This window comes from Streptomyces sp. NPDC031274 (genome assembly GCF_055570235.1).
The window spans coordinates 16565-41334 of the sequence record NZ_JBVIHP010000008.1; the positions used below are offsets into that span (position 1 = coordinate 16565).

Annotated in this window: 1 protein-coding gene; it reads right to left on the reverse strand. The window is 69.1% G+C overall.

Going from position 1 to position 24770, the window contains the following annotated elements:
* Positions 1 to 198: 198 nt before the first annotated feature.
* Positions 199 to 24687, reverse strand: a complete 24489-nt coding sequence (locus tag ACZ5CR_RS15050) for a WXG100-like domain-containing protein (RefSeq protein WP_468857494.1) — start codon at positions 24685 to 24687, stop codon at positions 199 to 201.
* Between the last annotated feature and the right edge of the window lie 83 nt (positions 24688 to 24770).

A 24770-nucleotide genomic window follows, 5' to 3' on the forward strand; every position in this document is an offset into this window, starting at 1 on the left:
GGTGAAGGTGAATCCGGAATGTGCCGCAGACAGGCACATCAGAACGGCGTACTCAGCTGCCGTGTGCGATACGACCCGGAACCCAGACGGTGCGCTGGGCGAGGCGACCGAGATCAGAGCTGGTGTTCATCCGCTGGTCGCCTCCTTCGGCAGTTACAGTCGTTGGCCACCGCAACCTAGTAGCTGGGGGCACAGCGGTCAAGAGGTCGGGCTCTGAATGCTGTCGCCGTTGTTGCCGATCATGACGTAGGTGCCGATCCGCCGGAAATCGTTGATCACACCGAACATGCTCTTGCCCGACGGCAGGAGGGCCTGGAGAGACGGGTCCTGCGTCAGCTGGGCGCTGAACATCTCCTTGTACGCGTTGTAGACCCTCGCCGTGTAGGTGGGCTCCTTCGCCGCGTTGGTCCTGTGGTCGTTGGTGAGGGCGATGGAGGCGAGGTCCATGAGGTAGCAGTCGATGAGGTCCGTGACGTCCTTGGCCTTGGCCCCCTTCGCCTCCGTCTGTGCGTCCTCCGCAAAGACACGGGCCATGTCCAGGACGATGTCGCGGTAGATACGGTGCCTGGTACTGCTCGGGAAGGCGGCCATGATGTGGTCGGCCTGACCCGCGCCCTCGGTGTTCATGGTGCGCGGCGCCTTCAGGTCATCCAGGCCCGGAACAGCCAGCGGGACCGCTTCGAACATCGATTCCTCGTCAGGAATGCTCGTGTCCCGTGCAGCGAGGGGATGCAGGCCGATCTCATGGGCCAGCATGCCCATGATGTAACCGACGTCGTACCTCTCGAAGTAGTAGCTCGCCAGGTTGATGTCGACGCCTGCGTCGCCATGGTCCTGCACATCGGCCGGAGTCTCCGTAGTACGCACGTGCAGAGTGATCCGGACCTGACGGTCACCGACATAGTTCCGGATCGTCTCGTGCCTCCGCAACAGATCGATGATGCGGGCGGCCTTGTCGCGGTACGTCTCGTTCGAGTGCTTCAGGTTGGTGAACTCATAGTTCCCCGTTGCTCCATCGGGCGCGGGGCTCGGGTCCTGCGTGCTGGGGTTCTGCGTGCTGGGGTTCTGCGTGCTGGGGTTCTGCGTGCTCGGGTCCTGCGGCATGCGGGCCGGAGCCTCGGCGCCCACCGTGTCGCCGTCGGCCGACATGGGCAGGGAGACCGGGTCCACCCAGACCGACTCACGCAGAACTGGGGCAGCGCCCGTGCGAGCCGCATCCCAGCTCTGCTCGCTGTCCTGCTCACTCTCCTGCACGGTCAGCTGATGCGGCGGCGGCACATCACCGATCAGAGCGCCCATCAAGGCCAGATGACGGCCACGAAGACCAGCCGCAGCAAGCGATGACTCCTCCGGATCCGCATAAAGGTCACCCAGCAAACTGCCCTGAATGTGGGGCCGGTGCGGGGAATCGGCGTCACGGTACTCATCCCGCAGACCAAGCTGATGAGACAGCTCATGCACCATCTGTACGGGATCAGCGTCCGCCCACCACGTGTTCTGATCCATCGCACGGTCCCGGCCCACCAAGTCCACGGTCAAATGGGGGGCGTCGGCAGGGTCGACACGCTCGACGGTGACGTGCAGAAGGTCACCGTTGGGCAGGCGGTGGCCGGGCGCGTTCAGGAACTCGGCAACACCCGCGCCGAGTTGCGCGAGAGCATGCGCGGCTTGCCCGTCCGCGCCGCGCATCGCGATGCGGACGGTCAGATCGGTGACCGGATCGCCGTCGTACGTGAACCGCCGCGCGTCGAACCCTGAACGCACCACGAACCGGGGCCGACTGTCACGCGGCCTCCGTGGCTGGGTCTGCGACGCGGTGTCGGTGCTGCCTTGCGGAAGCCGGGGACGGGTCTCGCCGGTGTCGCTACTGGCGGACACCGGATCAGCAGTCTGGATGCTGTCGCCCCGGTTCTTGAACGCGACGCTGCCGCCCAGGCCGAGGAAATTGCCCGTGACGTTGTACCAACTCTTGTCGCCCGGCAGCAGGTCGCGTACAGGACTGTCCTGCGCCAACTGCTCGGCGAACTGCGCCTTGTACGCGTTATAGGCCCTCGCCGTGTAAGCGGTGTCCTTGATCGCCTCCCTCCGGTGATCATTGGTGACCGCGATCGTCGCCAGGTCCATCAGATAGGTGTCGACCAGATCGGTCACGTCCTTGGACTTGGCACCCATCACACCCACCCGCGCACGCCGCGCGAGCACCTCCGCCATCTCCACGACGATGCCGCGATAGATACCGTGCCGGATGGATTGCGGGAGGGCAGCCATGATGTGATCCGCCTGCCCCGCCCCCACGGTGTTCATGAAACGCGGCGTCTTCAGCGTCTCCAACCCCGGCACCTGCAACGGCATCCCCCGGAACAGATCCTCCTCCTCGAAAATCCGCGCATCACGGGCAGCCAGAGGATGCAGACCGATCTCATGAGCCAACATCCCCATGATGTAACCGGTGTCGTACTTCTCGAAGTAGTAGCTCGCGAGATTGATGTCGACGCCGTCGTCGCCACGGTCGATCACATCGGCCGGAGTCTCCGTCGTCCGCACATGCAGGGTGATCCGGACCTGGCGGTCGCCGACGTATCCCTTGATCGTGCCGTGCTCGTCGAGCAGCTCGATGATCCGGACCGCCTTATCGAGGTACCTCTCCGTCTGCTTCAGGTTCGTGAACTCATAGCTCCCCAGCTTGAAGGGACGGAGGACCGGCTCCGACGCGGCGGGCGCCGCATCGGGGTTCTCCGTGCCGTCGGTGTTGGCCTGGGGCAGTCGGGGACGGGCCTCGCCGGTGTTGCCGCCGGTGGTGGTGTCGCCGATGGTGGTGTCGCCGGTCTGGTCCGGAGTGACAGCGACGGGCTGCTGGATGCTGTCGCCCCGGTTCTTGAACGCGGCACTGCTGCCCAGGCCCAGGAAATCGACCGTGACGTAGTACCAGTTCTTCTCGGCCGGCAGCAGTGCCAGCACCGGACTATTCTGCGCCAACTGCGCGGCGAACTGCGCCCTGTACGCGTTGTAGGCCCTCCCTGTGTTCCGCGGCTCCCACGCCGCGTCCACACGATTGTCGTTGGTGACCGCGATCGTGGCCAGGTCCATCAGATAGGTGTCGACCAGGTCGGTGACATCCTTGGACTTCGCGCCCATCACGCCGACCCGCGCGTGTCGCGCGAGCACCTCCGCCATCTCGATGACAATGCCGCGGTAGATGCCGTGCCGGGTCGACTCGGGCAGAGCAGCCATGACATGGTCCGCCTGACCCGCCCCCACGGTGTTCATGAAACGCGGCGTCTTCAGCCCCGGCACCTGATAAGGCGTTCCCCGGAGCAGATCCTCCTCCTCAACGATCTTCGTATTACGGTCGGCGAGAGGATGCAGACCGATCTCATGAGCCAACATCCCCATGATGTAACCGATGTCGTACTTCTCGAAGTAGTAGCTCGCGAGATTGATGTCGACACCGCGATCGCCGCGGTCGATCACATCGGCCGGGGTCTCCGTCGTCCGTACATGCAGGGTGATCCGGACCTGCCGATCACCGACATAGCTCCTGATCGTCCCGTGCTCGTCGAGCAACCCGACGATCCGGACCGCCTTATCGAGGTACGCCTCCGTCTGATTGAGGTTGGTGAACTCGAAGTTCCCCAACCTGAAGGGACGGAGGACCGGCTCCGAAGCGGCGGGCGGCGGGGCGGCGGTGTTGGCCTGGGGCAGTCTGGGGCGTGCCTCACCGGTGGTGCTGTCGGTGCTGGTCTCGCCACTCTGGTCCGGAGTGACAGTGACGGGTTGCCGGATGCTGTCGCCCCGGTTGTTGGTTCCGACGCGGGTGGCCAGTGCGGCGAAGTCGCCGAGGACGCCCAGCCTTCCCTTGTCTGCGGGCAGCAGGGCGTGCACGGCGCTGTTCGGAGCGAGCTGCTCGGCCAGCTGCGCCTTATAGGCGTTGTAGACCCTTGCCGTATAGGACGGGTCCATGATCGCCCTCGCCCGGTGGTCATTGGTGACCGCGATGGAAGCCAGGTCCATCAGGTAGGTGTCGATCAGGTCGGTGACGTCCTGGGACTTGGCACCCTCCACGCCGACCCGTACGTGCCGAGCGAGTACGTCGGCCATCTCCAGGACGATGCCCCGGTAGATGCCGTGCCGGATCGTGTGAGGGAAAGCGGACATGACGTGGTCCGCCTGACCCGCCCCCTCGGTGTTCATGAAACGCGGCGTCTTCAGCGTCTCCAACCCCGGCACCAGAAGAGGCATCCCCTGGTACAGCTCCTCCTCCTCGAGGATCCGCGTATTACGCGAGGCGAGGGGGTGCAGACCGATCTCATGGGCCAGCATCCCCATGATGTGACCGATGTCGTACTTCTCGAAGTAGTAGCTCGCCAGCGCGATGTCGACACCGTCATCGCCGCGGTCGATCACATCGGCCGGAGTCTCCGTCGTCCGCACATGCAGAGTGATCCGAACCTGGCGGTCGCCGACGTAGCTCTTGATGGTGCTGTGCTCATCGAGCAACTCGACGACCCTGACAGCCTTGTTGAGATACACCTCCGTCTGATTCAAGTTGGTGAACTCATAGCTCCCCAACTTGAAGGAACTCGGTGCCGTGTCCGAGTCGCGCGGAGCGTGCGCCGGAACCTCCGTGGCTGCCGTGCCGTCAGCTGCTCGGGGCAGGGAGACCGGGTCGACCCAGATGGCCTCGCGGGTCTCCGCGGGAGCGGCATTTCGGGCGTCCGCCCAGCTCTGGTCGGCCAGCTCGGTCGGGTCGCCGTTCTGCGGCGGCGCCGGAGTCACGTCACCGATGAGCGCTCCGAGCAGCGCCAGGTGACGGTCACGCAGGCCCGCAGGGGCCAGAGACGGGTTTTCCGGCGCCTTGTTGAGGTCACCGAGGAGGCTGCCCAGGATGTGGGCGCGATGCGGGGAATCTGCATCCCTGTACTCATCGCGCAGGCCCAGCTGGTGAGTGAGCTCGTGCACCAACTGCACCGGGGCGGCATCGGCCCACCAAGTGGTCTGATCCATCGCCTGGTCCCGGCCCGCCAGATCCACGGTCAGGTGCGGGGCATCGGCATCGGTGGGAGCGACATGTTCGACAGTCACGCGCAACCGGTCACCGTTGAGCAGGCGATAATCCGGGGCGTTCAGGAACTCCTCCACACCCGAACTGAGTTGGTCAAACACGCGGGCGGCGTCGCCGTCCGTACCGCGCAACGCGACACGGACCGTCAGCTCGGTGACCGGCGTTCCCTGATACGAGAACCGCCGCGCGTCGAACCCGGAACGCACCACGAACCGAGGCCGACTGTCACGCGGAGCACGCGCCGATGTCGCGACGGTCGGCGCCGTGTCGATGCTGCCCTGTGGCAGTCGGGGGCGTGCCTCGCCGATGTCGCTACTGGTCTGCGTCGGAGCAGCAGGCCGTTGAATGCTGTCGCCCTGGTTGTTGAACATGACGCTGCCGCCCAGGCCGAGGAAATTGCCCGTGACGTTGCGCCAATTCTTGTTCGCCGGCAACAGCTCCCGCACCGGACTGCCCTCCGCCAACTGCGCGGCGAACTGTGCCTTGTACGCGTTATAGGCCCTCGCCGTGTACGAGGGGTCCTTGAACGCCTCCCTACGATGGTCATTGGTGACCGCGATCGTCGCCAGGTCCATCAAATAGGTGTCGATCAGATCGGTGACATCCTGGGACTTCGCACCCATCACCCCAACCCGCGCATGCCGCGCCATCACCCCGGCCATCTCCACCACAATGCCCCGGTAAATGCCGTGCCGGATCGTGTGCGGGAAAGCGGCCAAGATGTGGTCGGCCTGACCCGCCCCCACGGTATTCATCAAACGCGGCGTCTTCAAAGTCTCGAGCCCCGGCACCATCAAGGGCGTGTCCCCGAACTCCCTCGCATCCCGCGGCACCCTCGCGTCGCGGGCCGCGAGAGGATGCAGACCAATCTCATGAGCGAGCATCCCCATGATGTAACCGACGCCGTACTTCTCGAAGTAGTAACTCGCCAAAGCGATGTCCACACCGGCATCACCACGATCGATCACATCCGCCGGAGTCTCCGTCGTCCGCACATGCAGAGTGATCCGAACCTGACGATCACCGACGTAACCCTTGATCGTGCTGTGCTCGTCCAGCAACCCGATGATCCGGACCGCCTTGTCCAGATACCTCTCCGTCTGATTCAGATTGGTGAACTCATAGCTACCCAGCCTGAAGGACCCCATCTCCGGCTCCGGAACAGCAGGCGTCGCGTCGCCGTCGGTGTTGGCCTGGGGAAGTCTGGGGCGTGCCTCGCCGGGGGTGCCGCTGGTCGTGTCTCCGGTCTGATCCGCAGTGTCAGTGACGGGTTGCCGGATGCTGTCGCCGCGGTTGTTGGTTCCGACGCTGGCGGCGAGTGCGGCGAAGTCCCCCAGCACGCCGAACCGTCCCTTGTCGGCGGGCAACAGGGCTCGCACCGGGCTGTCCTGGGCAAGCTGCTCCGCCAGCTGGGCCTTGTAAGCGTTGTACGCCCGTGCCGTATAGGAGGGATCCGTGATCGCCCTCGCCCGGTGGTCGTTGGTGACCGCGATCGAGGCCAGGTCCATCAGATAGGTATCGATCAGATCGGTGACGTCCTTGGACTTCGCACCCGCCACCCCGACCCGCGCGTGCTGCGCCATCACCCCGGCCATCTCCACCACAATGCCCCGGTAAATGCCGTGCCGAATCGTGTGCGGGAAGGCAGCCATCACGTGATCGGCCTGACCCGCCCCCAGAGTGTTCATGAAACGAGGCGTCTTCAGCGACTCCAACCCCGGCACCATCAGCGGCATGTCCCGGTACAGATCCTCCTCCTCAAGGATCCGCGCATTACCCGAAGCCAGAGGATGCAGACCGATCTCATGGGACAGCATCCCCATGATGTATCCGATGTCGTACTTCTCGAAGTAGTAACTCGCCAGAGCGATCTCGACACCGGCATCACCACGGTCGATCACATCAGCCGGAGTCTCCGTCGTCCGCACATGCAACGTGATCCGGACAGGACGACCACCGACATAGCTCTTGATCGTGCTGTGCTCGTCCAGCAACTCGACGATCCGCACCGCCTTGTCGACGTACTTCTCCGTCTGATTCAGATTGGTGAACTCGTAGTTCCCCAACTTGAAGGAGCCCATTGCCGGAGTCGGAGCAGGTGCTGTGTCCGAGTCCTGCGGAGCGTGAGCCGGTACCTCGGTGACTGCTGCCGTGCCGTCGGTGTCGGTCTGGGGCAGGGAGACCGGGTCGACCCAGATGGCCTCGCGGGTTTCCGCAACGGCGGAGTTCCGGGCCGCGGCCCACGTCTGATCGGCCTGGTCACCGTCCTGCTGCGGTGCCGGGGTCACCTCGCCGATGAGCGCTCCGAGCAGGGCCAGGTGCCGGTCGCGCAGACCGGTGGGGGCGAGGGACGAGTCTTCGGGAACCTCATTGAGGTCGCCGAGGAGGCTACCGAGGATATGGGGGCGGTGCGGGGAATCGGCATCCCGGTACTCGTCACGCAGACCCAGCTGATGGGTGAGCTCGTGTACCAACTGCACCGGGGCCGCGTCGGCCCACCAGGTCGTCTGATCCATCGCGCGGTCCCGACCCGCCAAATCCACAGTCAGGTGCGGCGCATCGGTGGGAGCCACGTGCTCGACGGTCACATGCAGTCGGTCCCCGTTGAGCAGACGGTAGTCCGGGCCGTTCAGGAACTCGCCCACACCCGCACTGAGCTGGTCGAACACGTGAGCAGCCTCGTCGTTCCCGCCGCGCAACGCGACGCGGACCGTGAGCTCGGTGACCGGCTCGCCCTGGTACGAGAACCGCCGGGCATCGAAACCGGAACGCACCACGAACCGGGGACGGCTGTCGCGCGGGCCGCCGCGCACCGGCGAGGTGACGGTGGACCCTGTCTGCGGCACAGGGTCCGTGCCGGCCTCGGGCAGTCTGGGGCGTGCCTCACCGGCGGTGTCTCCGGTCGGGTCCGGAGTGACAGTGACGGTCTGCTGGATGCTGTCGCCGGAATTGTAGGTAGCGATGCTGGTGGCGAGTTGGGTGAAGGACCGAGCGACGCCGAACAGGCTCTTGTTCGACGGCAGGAGGTCCCGAAGAGCAGTGTTCTCCGCCAACTGGGCGTGGAGCATCTCCTTGTAGGCGTTGTAGACCCTCGCCGTGTAGTTGGGTTCCTTGACCGCGTTCATCCGGTAGTCGCTGGTGACCGCGATGGAGGCGAGGTCCATCAGGTAGGTGTCGAAGAGGTCGGTGACGTCCTGGGACTTGGCGCCCGCCACCCCGACCCGCGCACGCCGAGCGAGCACCTTCGCCATCTCGATGACGATGTCCCGGTAGATGCCGTGCCGGATCGTGCGGGGGTAGGCCGCCATGATGTGGTGGGCCTGCATCGCCGAATCGGTGTTCATCATGCGGGGCGTCTGCAGGTCGGTCAGTCCCGGCACCGGCAGGGGCATGCCCTGGTACGCCTCCTCCTGCTCGGCAATGTCCGTGTTCCGGGAGGCGAGCGGATGCAGGCCGATCTCGTGGGCGAGCATGCCCATGATGTAGCCGGTGTCGTACTTCTCGAAGTAGTAGCTGGCGAGGTTGATCTGGACGCCGTCGTCGCCCAGATCGCGTACGTCGGCCGGGGTCTCGGTCGTGCGCACGTGCAGGGTGATCCGGACGGGGCGGTCGCCGACGTAGTCCTTGATGGTGCTGTGCTCATCGAGCAACTCGATGATCCGGACCGCCTTGTCCAGGTACCTCTCCGTCTGATTCAGGTTGGTGAACTCGTAGCTACCCAGCTTGAAGGGACGGAGGACGGGCTCCGGTGGGGCGGGCGTCGCGTTCGGGTTCTGCGGCGTACCGGCCGGGGCGCCGGTGGTCTCCGAGCCGTCGGTGTTGGCCTGCGGAAGTCGGGGGCGTGCCTCGCCAGTGGTGCCGGGCTGGTCCGGCGTGACGGGTTGCCGGATGCTGTCGCCCTGGTTGTTGAACATGACGCTGCCGCCCAGGCCGAGGAAATTGCCCGTGACGTTGCGCCAATTCTTGTTCGCCGGCAACAGCTCCCGCACCGGACTGTCCTCCGCCAACTGCGCGGCGAACTGTGCCTTGTACGCGTTATAGGCCCTCGCCGTGTACGAGGGGTCCTTGAACGCCTCCCTCCGATGGTCATTGGTGACCGCGATCGTCGCCAGGTCCATCAAATAGGTGTCGATCAGATCGGTGACATCCTGGGACTTCGCACCCATCACCCCAACCCGCGCATGCCGCGCCATCACCCCGGCCATCTCCACCACAATGCCCCGGTAAATGCCGTGCCGGATCGTGTGCGGGAAAGCGGCCATGATGTGGTCGGCCTGACCCGCCCCCACGGTGTTCATCAAACGCGGCGTCTTCAAAGTCTCGAGCCCCGGCACCATCAAGGGCGTGTCCCCGAACTCCCTCGCATCCCGCGGCATCCTCGCGTCGCGGGCCGCGAGAGGATGCAGACCAATCTCATGAGCGAGCATCCCCATGATGTAACCGACGCCGTACTTCTCGAAGTAGTAACTCGCCAAAGCGATGTCCACACCGGCATCACCACGATCGATCACATCCGCCGGAGTCTCCGTCGTCCGCACATGCAGAGTGATCCGAACCTGACGACCACCGACATAGCTCTTGATCGTGCTGTGCTCGTCCAGCAACCCGATGATCCGGACCGCCTTGTCCAGATACCTCTCCGTCTGATTCAGATTGGTGAACTCATAGCTACCCAGCTTGAAGGAACCCATCGCCGGCTCCGGAGCAGCAGGCGCTGTGTCCGAGTCCTGCGGAGCGTGAGCCGGTACCTCAGTGACTGCTGCCGTGCCGTCGGTGTCGGTCTGGGGCAGGGAGACCGGGTCGACCCAGATGGCCTCGCGGGTCTCGGGAACGGCGGAGTTTCGGATCGACGCCCAGCTCTGATCGTCCAGGTCGGTCAGATCGTCCAGGTCGATCAGGTCGCCGTCCCGCTGCGGCGCCGGGGTCACATCGCCGATGAGCGCACCCAGCAGAGCCAAGTGGCGATCGCGCAAGCCGGCGGAGGCGAGGGACGCGTCTTCAGGAGCCTCGTTCAGGTCACCGAGGAGACTGCCCAAGATGTGGGGGCGGTGCGGCGAGTCCGCATCCCGATACTCGTCCCGCAGACCGAGCTGGTGAGTGAGTTCGTGCACCATCTGCACCGGATCCGCGTCGACCCACCACGTGTTCTGATCCATCGCCTGGTCCCGGCCGGTCAAGTCCACGGTCAAGTGCGGGGCATCGGCGGGGTCGACGTACTCGACGGTCACGTGCAGCAGGTCACCATTGAGCAAGCGGTAGCCGGGCACGTTGAGGAACTCGTCCACGCCCGCGCCGAGTTGCGCGAAAGCCTGCGCGGCCTGCCCGTCCGCGCCGCGCATCGCGATACGGACGGTCAGGTCCGTCACCGGATCGCCGTCGTAGGTGAACCGCCGCGCATCGAACCCGGAACGCACCACGAACCGGGGCCGAGTGTCACGCGGCCCGCGTGGCTGCGCTGTCATGGGCGGCTGGGGCTGCGACGTGGTCTCGGTGCCGCCCTGCGGAAGTCGGGGACGGGCCTCGCCGGTGTCGCCACTGGTCTGCGCCGGAGCAGCGGTCTGGATGCTGTCGCCCTGGTTCTTGAACAGGGCGCTGCTGCCCAGACCCAGGAAGTTGCTCGTGACGTTGTACCAACTCTTGTCGGCCGGCAGCAGCTCCCGTACGGGACTGTCCTTCGCCAGCTGCGCGGCGAACTGCGTCTTGTACGCGTTGTAGACCTTCGCCGTGTTGCGTGGCTCCCACGCCGCACCCACACGCTTGTCGTTGGTGACCGCGATCGTGGCCAGATCCATCAAATAGGTGTCGATCAGGTCGGTGACATCCTGGGACTTGGCACCCGGCACCCCGACCCGCGCATGCTGCGCCATCACCCCGGCCATCTCCACCACAATGTCCCGGTAGATACCGTGCCGAATCGTGTGCGGGAAGGCAGCCATCACATGATCGGCCTGCCCCGCCCCCAGAGTGTTCATGAAACGCGGCGTCTTCAGCGACTCCAACCCCGGCACCATCAGCGGCATGTCCCGGTACAGATCCTCCTCTTCGGGGATCTTCGTGTTGCGGTCGGCAAGGGGATGCAGACCGATCTCATGGGACAGCATCCCCATGATGTATCCGATGTCGTACTTCTCGAAGTAGTAACTCGCCAGAGCGATCTCGACACCGGCATCACCACGGTCGATCACATCAGCCGGAGTCTCCGTCGTCCGCACATGCAACGTGATCCGGACAGGACGACCACCGACATAGCTCTTGATCGTGCTGTGCTCGTCCAGCAACTCGACGATCCGCACCGCCTTGTCGACGTACTTCTCCGTCTGATTCAGATTGGTGAACTCATAGTTCCCCAACTTGAAGGAACCCATCGCCGGCCCCGGAGCGGCGGGCACCGTGTCCGAGTCCAGGTGGGTGTCCGCGCCCGCGTCGTTGCCGGACAGCGTGCTCAGCTCGTGCGCCTCCTCCTCCGGGGGGCCCGGGAGGTCGCTGCCCGTCGGTGACGGGGGCCGCGGAATGGCGGCCGGGTCCTGCGGCGCCTTCGGTGCGGGTGCCGGGGCGTGCGGGCTCAGGGGTACGAAGTCGCCGCCCCGGCGACGGAGTCGCAGGTGGGGGCTGTCGGAGGACGGGCCGGAGTAGGTGTGCGCGGTGCCGTTTTCGTCGACCAGGGTGACGGTGGTGCCGGTCGCCGCGGCGGCCCACTTGGACATGGCGCGGTCCGCATCAGCACCCCACGGGGCCTCGGCGAGGTAGCGGCGCAGGTGGCCATCGAGCTCGGCCTGGCTCGGCGCGGGCGCGTTCGGGCCGCTGAACCGGAGGGGCGGGGGCGTGAAGAGCGCGTCGCGCTCTGCCCGGTCGTCGCCCGGTAGGCCGTTCAACCGCATCAGTCGGGTGGGCGGCGCTCCGGCGCGGTCTCGCAGCAGTTTCGCCTCGTCGCGGTCCGGTCCGGGCTGCTCCGCGGCCTGGCGCAGGGCGGTGGAGAGCGCGCCGAAGAAGCCGTTGCCACGGCCGGTGGGGGTGCCCTGGGTGTAAGTGGCGCCGTCGGGCGCGGTGAGGACGCCATCGCGGTCGAGGCGGTAGCGCGGACCGCTGCTGTCGGCGGGCGGCTGCCAGGGCAGGGTGGCGTGGCTGCGGTGTGCGGGCGGTTTCGCGGGCTGCTGCTCCGGTGCGGAGCGCGTGGTGTCGGTGCTCGACGTCCCCGTGTCGGTGCCCGAAGTCCCCTTGTCCGTAACGGATCCGGTCTCGGTCGGCGGTGCGGTGACGACCAGGGTCGGGGTGCCGACCGGGAGCGCGGCGGAGAAGAAGCCATCGGTGACGAAGAGGACCGGGTCGCGGGCCGCGTTGACGGCTGCCGGGTCGGCGCCGCGCGGCAGGAAGAGCTGCTCGCGGCCCTCCCCCGTGACCACGGTGAGCGGTGTGTTCAGGAGGCGGGCGGCGAGGGCGGGCAGCAGATCGGCGCCCCCGTTGTCACCCGGGCGGCGCTCGGGCAGGGCCTGTTCGCCCTCCGGGCGCGTCGTGTCGCTCGGCTGATTCGGGTCGTTCGGTTGCTTCGGGTCGTTCTGCGATGGCTCGCTCGCGAACGGGCGGGACAAGGCGGCGGTGGCGAGCTTCACTCGCTGCGCGGGAGTCGGCCAGAAGTTCTGCGGGAGTCGGCCGAAGGCGTCGTACTCGGCCTGCTGGGGCGGGGTGAACGTCACTCCCGCATCCTCGAGTTCCTCCGGCGTGAAGGTGTCCGCGACGTCCAGGGCGAGGGCGTCGAGCAGGTCCTCGTTGCCGTCCTGGCCCAGCGCGAAGGCGAGGCGGTGGCGGGCGGCGTCGATGGCATCCGCGGTGAGCGACTGGTCGCCGGGCGCGTTCGCGAACCGGACGGCGAGGTCGTCTCCGAGCAGATTGGGCAGGAGGTCCCGGACCTCGGCGGCGGCGAGCAGCGAGTGGAAGAACGACGCGCCGTCGTGCGGCACATCGTGCACCTCGCGCACCGTGGTTCCGTCCGGCGATGTGATGGTGCGCGGGGCCGAGTCGGTCGCATCGGTGACGACGTACGGCTTGGGCGCCTCGGAGCGCCATTCCGGCTCGACGTACTTCTGCGGCGCGTCCGGCGCCGGGGCCGAGGTGGGTCCCTGGTGGTGGGCGGTGAGGCGGGAGGCGGCGAGGTGCAGCCGGTGGTGGTCCCGGGCGGCGGCGTCGGCGTGCTGTTCCCAGCGGTGGACCTCCTGGCGGGCGGCCTGCCAGGCGACGACGGCCGGGGACCGGACCACGTCCGGCGGCAGGTCGGTCGGCGGGCCGGAGTTGTCGTCGCCGAGCGCAGCCTGCTCCTGCGCGCTCAGGCCGAGCCATGTCTCCCGGGCCCGCGCGCGGGCGTCGTAGTAGCCCGTCTCGGCCGCGGCGAGGTCGGCCGCCGCCTTGGCCTGGTCGTCCCAGGCCGTACGAACGTCTTCGGTGAAGGTGGTGTCGTCGAGGAGGCCGTGGTCGCGGGCGATGTCCTCGCGCAGCCAGACCAGTGCGGTGGTCTCGGCCTCGGCGGCGCGCGGCCCGCGCTTGGCCTTGCCGAGCGCGTGCAGCGGGCGGCTGTCGGTGAACCGGTGATCCACTTCGGCCACCGAGAGCCAGCTCACCGGCACCGCGAAGAGCATGCTGCGATCGGTGACGACCTTGATGTGCGTACCGAGGGTGGTGTCAGCGGTGCCCTTGAGCACGGTGCCGTCGTTCGCCCCGCCGACCGGGACCGTGACACCCGGGTTGGTGACGCCCGCGTTGCTGTTGCCCGCCAGCGGCGCGGTGCCGACCGCGCCCTCGACGTTGTCGGAGATGCCTGCCTCCAACGCGTCGGAGGTCTTCCGGCGTTGCATGGCCTCCATGCGCGGCTTGTTCTCCACGGCGAGCAGCCGGGCGCCGCCGCGGTGCATCTTCGCGTAGATCCGGGAGTCGGCGGTGTGGGACTGGCCGAAGAGGCGGGCGGACGACTGGGCGGGCAGCGGCGAGCCGTTCGCGCTGAGCGCCTCGCGGAAGCCGGCGGTCAGGCCGCCCTGCGCGGTGGCCTCCTGCTGGGCCTGGGCGGCGGCGGTGCCGGATCCGGTCAGCGTGGTGAAGCCCGCCATGCGTACGTGTGCGGCGAGGCTGTTGCCGGTGTGCCGTCGGCCGAGGTCGCCGTCACCGAGTCCGTCCGCACGCGCGGTGGCGAGGGTCAGGGCGTCCTGGACGTTGGCCGCGCCGAGGATGTCCACGGCGAGGATGCCCGAACCGATCTTGTCGTCGAAGGGCAGGACGTCGGAGTCAGTGTCGCCGGTGGTGTTTCCGGCGGCCGAGGTGCGCCAGGCGGCGATGCCGTCCGGGCGGGCCTGAGCTGCCGTCAGCATCCGCACCGCGCGCTCCGGCTCGGGCACGTCCTGCTCGGTGAGGGCGCCGTCGGCTCCGTCGCCGTCCGGGGTGAGCAGGCTCGCCGGGAGGATCTCGTTGAGGCTGCCGACCGCGGCGACGGCGCGGGGAGCGAGCCGGTCGCCGGTCGCGTCCGTCATGGTGACGGTCAGGGTGTAGCTCGTGACGATCTCGGCGTGTGCCTGGGTGGTGGCGATGTTCGGCATCGCGATACTGCCCGCGGTATCGGTCCGGGTGCTCGACCGCTGCTTGGCCGCGGTGCCCTGGAGGGAGGGGTTGGCGACGAGGATGCCGCTGCCCGCCGCGCGCTCACCGGCGCTGAGGGTCACGTCGGCACCGCGGTCCTGGGAGGCGCCGGTCGCGTCGTCGCGGGCGATGGTGCGGTAGTCCTCCAGCTCGTATCCGGTGCGCAGCCTGTCCACGGTGGTAGTGACCGGGGTCAGTGCGAACTTGATCTGTCCGCGGCTCCCGCCGACCGGCAGCCGGAGCGGGCTCGCCCAGTCGCGGTAGCGGACCGGCAGGGTCATCCCGCCGGTCGTCAGCTCGTGCAGGTTGGCGCGGAGGAAGTCCGGGGACAGCCGCTGGAGTACCTGCTCGCGGTCGTGCGAGGGCACTCCAATCTTCTCCAGCCTCCCCATCAGCTGATGCGCCGCGTGGCTCGCGTCGAGCTGGCCGCTGGGGTGCGTAGGGAAGCGGCGGCCGCGCAGGAAGGGGGGCAGCCGGTAGCCGCCGCCGAGGTTGTGCGGGGTGGTGGTGCCAAGGCCGTCCGGGGCGAGTCCGGACTCGATGACGTCCTGCATCGGCAGGTGGAACATCACCGCGTCGCGGATACGTTGCACCGCGGCGGCGGCCCGGCGCGGGGCGAGCCCGTGCGCGAGGCGTTCGGAGACCCGCCCGGCCGCGGAGCTGATCCCGGCTCCGGCGCGGGTGCCCACCGCGCCCATCGCGGCCGTCCAGCGGTCCCGCACCGCGACGGTCTCGGCGGCGTCGGCGACCACCAGGTACATCCGCCCGGAGTAGCTGAGGGTGGTGTTGCGTCCACGGGTGAGGGTCTGCGCGACGCTGCGGCCCTTGCCCCAGGCGTACTGGAGGGCGGTCGAGTAGGAGCCGACCACCGCCTCCTGGCCCTGGGCCTGCTTCAGCGGCATGTCGGCGCCCTGGAGGCCCAGGGTGGTGTGGGAGACGGTGCTCGCGGTGCCGTTGACGCGGTGCTCGTTGCCGATGGTGGCCTCGAGGCTGGCCGGTTTCGGGTCGCTCTTGACGCGTACGTTGTCCAGGTCGCCGCGGATCGCGGCCTTCATGTAGTGGGTCTGGAGCGGTCCGGCGCCGGTCAGACCGGTGACGCGGGAGCCGAACGGGCCCAGGTACTGGCCGAGTTGCGAGGCCACGCCGAGGTTCGCCATCGCCCGGCGCAGCGCGGTGCGCACCGGGGCCCCGGGCGCGCTGACGTGCCAGGAGGTGCCCGATGCCCGGTCGGCGGTGTCCTGCATGAGTTGCTGGCGCTGCGGTCCGCCCTCGGTGCTGAGCACCACGTTCGGGGCGCTCAGCAGTTTCCGGATGAGCTGCCGGTCCGGCGAGTCCGCGAGGGGCTGCGGGCGTGTGCCGTCGAGGAGTTGGTCCGCCTCGACGGAGGAGAGCCGCTGCGGGGCGGGTGCGGGCGTGCCGGGCTGCGGTTCGACGGGGGCGTGGCGGTCGGAGCCGTGCGCGGCCGGCACGGCGAGCTCCACCCGGCCCACCGTCTCTGTGCCCTGGGTGAACAGCGGCCGCTCCTCGGCCTTGCTGACGAAGACGCCCGCGCCGAGCACGCCGACCGTGGCGAGCCGGGCCCAGCCGCGCGGACGGCGGTGTCCTTCGAAGGTGGCGCCCAACTCCACCTGGTAGCTGTAGAGGTCGCTGCCGTTCTGGAACATCAGGTTGTCGTGGGTGACCGCGAGCGTGCTGCGGGTGGCCTTCTGTTCGGTCCTGGCGTAGCGGGCGCCGAGGGACGCGCTGCCGGCCTGCCGCGGCAGCCCGGCCCCGGGCACCTTGTCGTGGTCGCGCGGCGAGATGCCCAGCTCGACACCGCCGGAGAGAGTCGTCGACGCCTGCTGTCCCTGGCCCGAGATCTCGTAGCCGATCACTCCGTTGCGCAGCGAGCGTTCACTCATGGTGGTCTCGAACTGCCGATCGGTGAGGCGCGCCCTGAGGATGAGTGTGTGATGACCGCGCTTCACCTTCCCGTCCTCGGTGAGGGTGACCGGCACTCCGGTGGTGGTCAGGTCGTCCAGGCTCTGCGCCAGGCTGGGCCGGTTCAGCGCCTCACGCACCTGGCGGTCATTGTGCAGCGCGGTCCGCATCCGCCCGTCGCCGTACCAGAACTTGGCGAGGCGCGGGTGCCGCAGTACGAGCGGCGGGACGAACAGCGACGGGTAGGAGCGGTGCAGGGTGTCCAGGACGCTGTCGGCGAAGGCCCGCATGGGGTCCGGGGGTGCGGGTTGTTGGGACTGCGTGTCGGACTGGGTCTGCGTCTCGGTCTCGGACTGGGTCTGCGTCTGTGACTCGGTCTGCGGCTGTACCTGCGTCTGGGGCTGGGGTCGGGTCTGGGGCTGGGTCTGCTCCGGAGGCGGCTGCACCTGGGTCTGCGGGCCTACGGGACGGAAGCCCTCGGCGCGGACCTGGCCGCTCAGGTGGACCGGGTCCTCTCGGCTGAGGTACCACGGCACCGGCGGTTCGGCGTCCGGGTTGGGGCCGGCCTGGCCGGGCGTGCGGCTGTCCCAGCCCGCGAGGCGGCGGGCGTCCTGGGTGGAGATCCAGTCCAGGCTGACCACGCGGACCGGGCGGGCCGCCGACGGCAGATCGCCGGGCTTGCGCACCATCAGGGTGCGCTCCACCCGATAGAGCGCGACCGGGTGGTTGCGGACACGGCCGGTGGTCTTGCGGGCCGCGTCTGTGCCGGAGTAGTGGCCGCGCCCGGTGGTGAGGTCGGCGCGGACCAGCGGACCGCCCTGGAGGCGTACGTCGGTGTCAGGCCCGGTGAGGGTGTAGCTAGGCCCGGCGGTGACCTGGAGACCCATGCGGGTGTCACGAGCATGGCCGCGCTCGTTCTGGTACGTGGTCTGGGTGAGGTCGCGCAGCTCCGCCTTGACCGACTCGGTGACCAGGGTGGCCCGATGCGGCACCGACCGCTCCACGATCAGGTGCCCCAGCGGATGCTGTCCGCTGCCCTGGGTCAGCTCGGGTCCGGTGACCGGCCCCGAGAACCGGCCGAACAGGGCGAGCAGCCGACCCGGCCGGACGTACGAGACCAAGGTGCGGTGCGCCGAACTCCCGGGCCGCGCTCCGGAGATGGCGAGCGCCATATCCTCCGGCGAATCCGTCAGGTGCAGTCCGGTGGTGTCGGTCATCCGCGGCTCGACGCCATCCGGGAAGGTGAGCGTCTTCGGCGCCCGCTGGGGACCCGCGAAGGGCACGGTCAGGTCGTCCGGCAGCCGCCAGCTCAGGCCGTCGCGCATCGCGAACTCCGCGGTGTGTACCTGGGTGCGCTGCCAATTGGGCGTCGGCAAGGGCGCGTTGGCCGGGTCGTCCGAGCTGCTGCTCCGGCTGGAGCTGTTGTCCGGTCCGGTGGTGGCCGGGCCCGTGGTGGCCGGAGGACCCGTGATGGTGATGGCCGGTGCCTCGGTGACGCGGTCCACCCGCACCCGGTAGTGGACATCGTCCAGGTGCAGGTGCGAGCCCTCATGGGCGCGCCACTCGGTCTGGTTGTACGCCTGGGTCCCCTGCGCGTAGTCGGTCTTGCGGGTCCAGCCCAGCGAAAAACCGATCTTCACCAGCCAGTTGAGCGGCGGGCCCATGCTCAGCCCGCCGGCGATCCGTCGCCCGACGCCGACGCTGCGTCCACCGCCCGTACCTGCCTGGCCTCGCCGCATGGTGTCGAGGCGTACGGTGCCGCCGTCCACGTCGGAGAAGCGCGCCCAGCGGTGGTACGGAATGGCCTCGACCGTCATCTCATGGCCGACCCCGGACTTCTCCCGGCCCACGAAGCGCGCGCCGCGCGGGGCGGTGAAGGCGGCGGGCTGATCGGTGAGCAGCCGCAGCAGGTCCGCCTCGTCGAACTGTGAGCGCAGCTTCTCGGGAAGTTTGCTCAGGATCTCCTCGGCCACCTGCTCGGGCGAGCGCAGGCTGGTCGTGCCGAGGCCGGTGAAGAGTCCGGTCGGGCCACTCTGCGCGGTCCCGTCGTTGCGGGCGTCCGGGGTGCCGTAGTCCGGGTCGGCGTCCGGGCTGATCAGGACCGTGGGCAGTCGGCTGCCGTCATCAAAGGTGACGGTGTCCGGGACCGGGCCCGGCGGCCGGGCGTCCTCGCCGGTCAACAGCCGTGCGGGGCGATGCCGTTCGAGCTGGGTCTCCAGCGGTACGGGGTCGCCCCGGTCGGGAACTTCGCTGTCGGGGGCGGATCCCTTCGTGTCCTCAGTGGCCGGGGCAGCCGGGTCCGGGGGCATAGTGACGGCCGGGTCCGGAGTGACGGCGACGGCCGGGTCCGAGGACGTGGTGACCGCCGGATCCGGAGCGGTCGTGACCGCCGGATCCGAGGACGTGGTGACCGCCGGATCCGGAGCGGTCGTGACCGCCGGATCCGGGGGCGTGGTGGTCGAGTCCGGGACGGGAGTGAGCGGGGCCGAGGCCGGAACCAGGGCGTCGAAGTGGTCGGTGCCGTTGTAGGCCAGGTGCAGGGTGCCGCCCTGGCCGCCCGGGTTGAGGGTGTTAACGAAGGTGCTTCCCGGCGACTGCTGGTCGGGCTGGACGAGCCGCAGATCGAGGTCGAGGGTGTGTGCGAGGGCCTCCGGAAGCAGGTCGGCGAAGGGAGAGGACCACAGCGCGGGAAGTTCGGCCGCCGAGGCGACGAGCCCCTTGGCCCCCAGCCGCCAGGCGTCGGCGGGAGTAGGCGCCACGTCGACGAGGTGCGGGTAGTCGCTCTTCCGGAGGATCTGCTGCCACTGGCTGGTGTCGCCGTCGGTGACAACAGCCTGCGCGATGCCGTTCCAGAGGTCGGTGAGCCGGGTCCGCTCGGCCGAGTCCTGCACCCCGGTGACGGCACGCACCCGCAGATCGTCCACCACGGCGAACACCGGGTCGGGGATCGCCTGGGCCATGCCGTCGCCGAGCTCGGTCCCGGTGATCCGGTCGCTCAGCAGGCGGCGCAGGCCTGCGACGTTCTTCGCGGCCCACGCCGGCGGTGTTTCCCGGCTGCGCGCACTGTCGAGCAACGCCCGGAAGAGGCAGTTCCCGTTACCCGGGGTGTCGAGGCGCCGCAAGGCCAAACCATCCGCGTGCACGGTGTCCGCGGTGCCGGGCGTGGCCTTGCTGAGGAGGGCCATGTCCTCCGCGAGGCTCTCCGGGCGGCTCGGCGGGGGCGTCAAATCGGGCCTGCGACGGGCGAGTTCGGCGGTGTCATCGGAGCTGAGTTTCAGCTCCGACAGCGGCAGCGGGGTGCTCGAGAGCGACCAGGTGATCTGCGCGGAGGGCGCGTAGGCGAGACCGCGGACGTCCTCCGGCGAGACCAGGGTGGTCGGCGGGAGCACGGGAGGCGGCGGGGGCAGCAGGGCGTCGAGGGTGGTGTCGGGCCCCGCGGTCGCGCGCAACTCGGCCGCGGCGTGCAGGAACTCGGTGTACTGCTCGACAGTGGGAGAGGCGGCGGGATCGCTGTCGCTGGTGGTGGCGCTCGTCGCACCGCCCCGGTCGACGACCATCCGGCGCAGCAGGTCCGGGGTCATCCGGCCGTCGCCGTAGCGGGCCGCGGTGTCGGGGCTGAGCCAGCGCAGGCCGTCCACGTAGGCAAGACCGGCGAGCAACTCCCGGCTCTCCGGCCGCTGTTCGGTGTCCGGACCGAGGGCATCGCGCAGGGTGCGGATCTGCTGGAGGGTACGGGCCAGGGCAAAGGCGTCGGCCGGTTCAGGGCCCGCGTGCAGACCGGCGTCGCGCGCGAGCCCCTCCAGGTCGGCGCCACTGGGCTCCGGGGTGAAGAGGCGCCAGCGTCCCGGGCCGTCCGCGCCTTCGGTGAGCACCGCGCGGACGTCGCCGTCCCGGTCCAGGGCCGTACCCACTTCGGTGGTAGGCGCGTACACCGGCCGCCCGGTGCGGTTCGCCACGTGCTGTGCCACCGGCAGCCCGGCGACCGCGGGCTGCCGTCCGGTCTCGCAGGAGAAAAGCACCAGCGGCCGGTCGTTGTCGCTGTCCTGCGCCCAGGACTTGAGCACCTCGCCGAGCTGCACACCGCTGACCTTCACGGTGGGGTGTCGCGCGTCGTCGGTACCGAGCGTGACGGTACGGGAAGTGCCGTGCCCGGCGAAGTAGTCGGCGCCCCGCCCGGTGCCCGAGCCGGGGAGCGCGGTCGGCGGACCGGTGAACACCGTACGGGGAGCGGGCGGGTCCGCGGCGGTCTCCGGAGCCGGTGGGGCGGACGTGGTGCGCACGCCGCGGAAGGTGTCCTGGCCAAGGAGCGCGCGACGGCCCGCGCTGTGCGCCGTACCGTCCTCTGCCTGGCTCTGCGAGATGGTCAACGTCTGTACGGCACGCCCCGGTTGGGGTTTGACGGTCGCGTCCGGCACCAAGCGCCTCAGTTGGGCGACGGGCACCGTGTGGCCGTCCAGGGTGGTGACGGCGGACTCGCGCGCGGGCTTCCGCGCAGGGCTGTTTCCGTTGTCCGTGGTATCGCCGCTGACGACGGGACGTACGACGATCTGCCCGGTGGGCGGGAGCCCTACGGGAGGTGTCGCCGGGGAGTTGTCCGGCGCGACGGTCGAAGTCGGGGGCGGGGGCGGGGGCGGGGTGCCACCGTTACCGGGGCCGCGCCCGCCAGTTCCGTGGCCGTTGCCGCCGCCCGACTCCAGGTGCAGATCGGTGGCCGTCTCGGTCCAGGGGCGTGACAGGGCGGCGAGCTTGGTCGCGGCGGGCGGGCTGGTGTCCGCGGAGTCGGGGCCGACTCCGTTGCTCTCCAGGTAACTCGTCGGCCCCGAGACCACCTTCGGGCGCGTGACCGGGCCCGATGTCCCGGATGTGGTCGTGCCGAGGGCGTCGGCGAGCGGCAGCAGCACGTCTGCGCCGGGGAACGCGGCGTCCTGAGCAGCCGGAGTGCCGTCCGGCGTCACGGCGGTCGGCGGGCCGGTGAGCGGGCGGACCCGGACCGGGGCACCCGGACCGTCGCGGGTCAGCTCGACAGCGGCGCGTACCGGGGCCCCCGGCCCCACCTGCGCGACCGGCGGCCCGAGCACGACGGCCCGGTCGACCCCGGCCCCGTCAAGCAGTTCGGCCGCCTCCGGCGCGCCCTCCCCCGGTGGCGGAACCTCCGAGACCACGATCGTCAACGCCGGTGAGCGAGTGGCCGACGGGCTCCCGGCGAGCGGGGTGGGCCCGGCCTTCACGTCACTCAGGCCGCTGACATCGCGTACGCCGTCCGTGTCGGCGTACGAGCCGGTGGTGCTCACCTTCGGCGGAGTGCTGGTGATGTCGGCGGCGTCCGGGAGGAGGGCGCTGTCGACGGAGTCCGGCACACCGGTGCTCCCGGCCTCCGGGCCGATGTTCTCCGGAGACGAGGTGCTCTCCGTCGGCGAGGTGGTATCCAGCGGCTGCGAGGTCGACGGAGCGCTTTCGGGCGTGCTCTGGGGCTCGGTGGAGGGATCCGGGGAGCCATTGGCGGCCGGAGCCCCACCCGGCCTGGCGCCGGTACCCGTACCAGGTGTGGCGGAATTGGCGGGGCCTGCCGTGGCGGAGCTGCCCGGGCCCGGAACAGTGGAGTTGCCCGGGCCGGACGCAGCGGAGGCGCCGGGGCCGGACACCGGCGAGGCCACAGGACCAGGCGCAGCCGAAGGCGAGGGGGCTGCCCCATCGGAGCTACCCGAGTCCGGGGTAACGGAGTTGGTCGGACCGGACGCGAGCGAGGTGTCAGGGCCAGCCGTGGCCGAGGTGTCAGGGCCAGGCACAGCAAAGATGTCAGGATCAGGTGCAGCCGCGATGTCAGGACCAGACGCAACCGACTCGCCAGGATCAGGTGCAGCTGAGACGTCAGGATCAGGCGCAACCGACGCGCCGGGATCAGGTGCTGCCGAGCTGCCAGGGCCCTGGGAGGCGGCGGGGCCCTGGGAGCTGGCGGGCCCGCCCGTGTTCTGCCCCGGCGCCTCATTCGTACGGTCGCCCTGCCCGGCCACCTCGTCCGGAGTATCCAGAGTGTCCGGAGTGTTCTGAACGCCGCTCCCCGGGGCGTCCACACCCGAGCCCTCCGGAGACGCCACCGGCGCGACATCATCCGGACCGGCGGTGTGGTCCACCCCAGTGTCGGGTCCCTGGCCCACCACCGTGTCGACGCCACCCCCCGCACCACCCGTACCGAAGTGGACCGCAGCGCCGTTGCCGGAGCCATCCGCGGGGGTGGCGAGCGGCGTATCCACCGTGACCGGGGTGCCGAAGCCGTCGAGGGCACGGCGGACCCCGTCGGCGTCGATCTGCCCTGCCGGGCTGTTTCCCGCCGGGACCACCCGAACCTCGGGCACCTGCGACAGGTTGCCGTGCAGGCCGTCGCGGACGCCGATCTCGGTGCTGCCGGGAGCCTGGGAGCCGCGCAGGTCGGCGAGGTCGTGCAGGGCCTGCTGGCGGACCTCGGCGGAGCCGTGATGGACCTGCTGCCACAGGTCGTTCTCGGCGGCGGTCACGGACAGCGGGCCCGGCGAGTAGGCCGGTGGGTCCACAGTGGAGTACGGCGGCGGGTTCTCGGCGACGTAGGGCGGGGGCGACTGGTTTCCGGTGACGTCCCCGAGGCCGGTGTTCTGCTGGGTGGCAGGCGGAGGCGAGGTGAGCGCGGAACCGTCGCCGCCCGAGGTACCCGGCCGCGAGGGACCGTCGGTGCGGTCGGAGCCACCAGCGTTGCGAGAGCCCTCGGAGCCCGCCGAGTCCCCCGTATCGGAGTCGGGAGTGCCACCGGAGACGGTGGGCGGATGATTACGCATGTTGTCGATGACGTTGCGCAGTTCGGCGCCGCTGTTCATCGCTCCGCCGGTCAGCGTGGACTCGACCTGGCTGCTGATGCCCGCGCCGACGAAGGTGGACCAGCTGGTGGACCAGTCGCCGTCGAAGGCGCCCTTGATCAGGATCTCCGCCAGCGCCTCACCGGCACCGGCGGCGACGAAGTCGGCCGCCCCCTTGATCCCGTAGTGCCCGGCCAGCGCACCCGGCATGTGGGAGTAGTTGTTCAGCAGGTGGTTGTTACGCCACAGGTTCGGGTTGTTCAAGAAGGAGAGCGGGTTGTTCGTGAGGTTGGGGCCGCTCCCGAACGGGGTGGGGTCCGGGCGGTTGGTCGGCGTGGGAGTCGGCGTGGGGGTGGGCGTAGGAGTCGGAGTCGGCGTGGGGGTCGGCGTAGGAGTCGGAGTCGGGGTCGGCGTCGGCTCGGGCTTCGGTTTGGGGGTCGGCGCGGGCTCAGGCTTCGGCTTGGGACTCGGGCCACTGCCGCCGGGGCCGAGACCCGAGGTGTCCGGACCGTTGGGGTTGTTGTTCTTGAAGTCGTTGCCCGGGCCGTTCTTGAAGAAGTTGTTGTCGTAGCTGTTGACGATGTTCTTCGCGAAGCCGTTGAAGATGCTGGTGAGGCCACCGGCGGCGGCGCCGAACGCCGCTGACTTGAGGATGTCGTCCCAGTCGAACCCGTCGGGGCGGCGGTCGTTCGGGGCGAAGTTCATCATCGCGAGCCGCACCGCGAAGGTGGTGAACGCCTCGGCGAACGCCTCGGTCAGCGAGGGCGCGATGTGCAGCCGCTGGAGCAGATGGCTGAGCGTGGTGAGAATCATGAACCGGCTGCGCATCTTGGCCAGCAGGATCTGACTGGCCGACGCGCCACCGGTGAAGAAGGACATCGCCAGGTAGATGGCGATCTCGATGAGCAGCCGGATGATCTCGGCGATGACCTGCCACTTGGACTCCATGATGTCCATGGAGGTCTTGCGCCGGCCTTCCGCGATCTTCTCGAGTTGCTCGGCGAAGTCGAGAAGGTAGTTCTTGCCGCCGTCGTTGGTGAGCGTGCCCATCGCCTGCGCGTACGACTTGGACAGGTCGTCCGGCATCGACTCGGCGATGTCGTGAACCGACTTCGTGATCAGCGACGACATTCTGTCGAGCTTCCGGCCCAGGCCGGAGTAGGGCATCCGGCTGTCATAGGCGAGGTCCTCGTCCGCGTCGATGAGCCTTTCCCCGGTGAGGATGAAGATCATCGCGTTGACCTCGGGCGAGACCTGGATACTCATCGGGGTCCGTCCTGTGGGCCGCGTCGGCAGGACGGAGCGGCTCCGTCCTGAGGGTCACGTGAGCAGGACGGGGCGACCGCTCC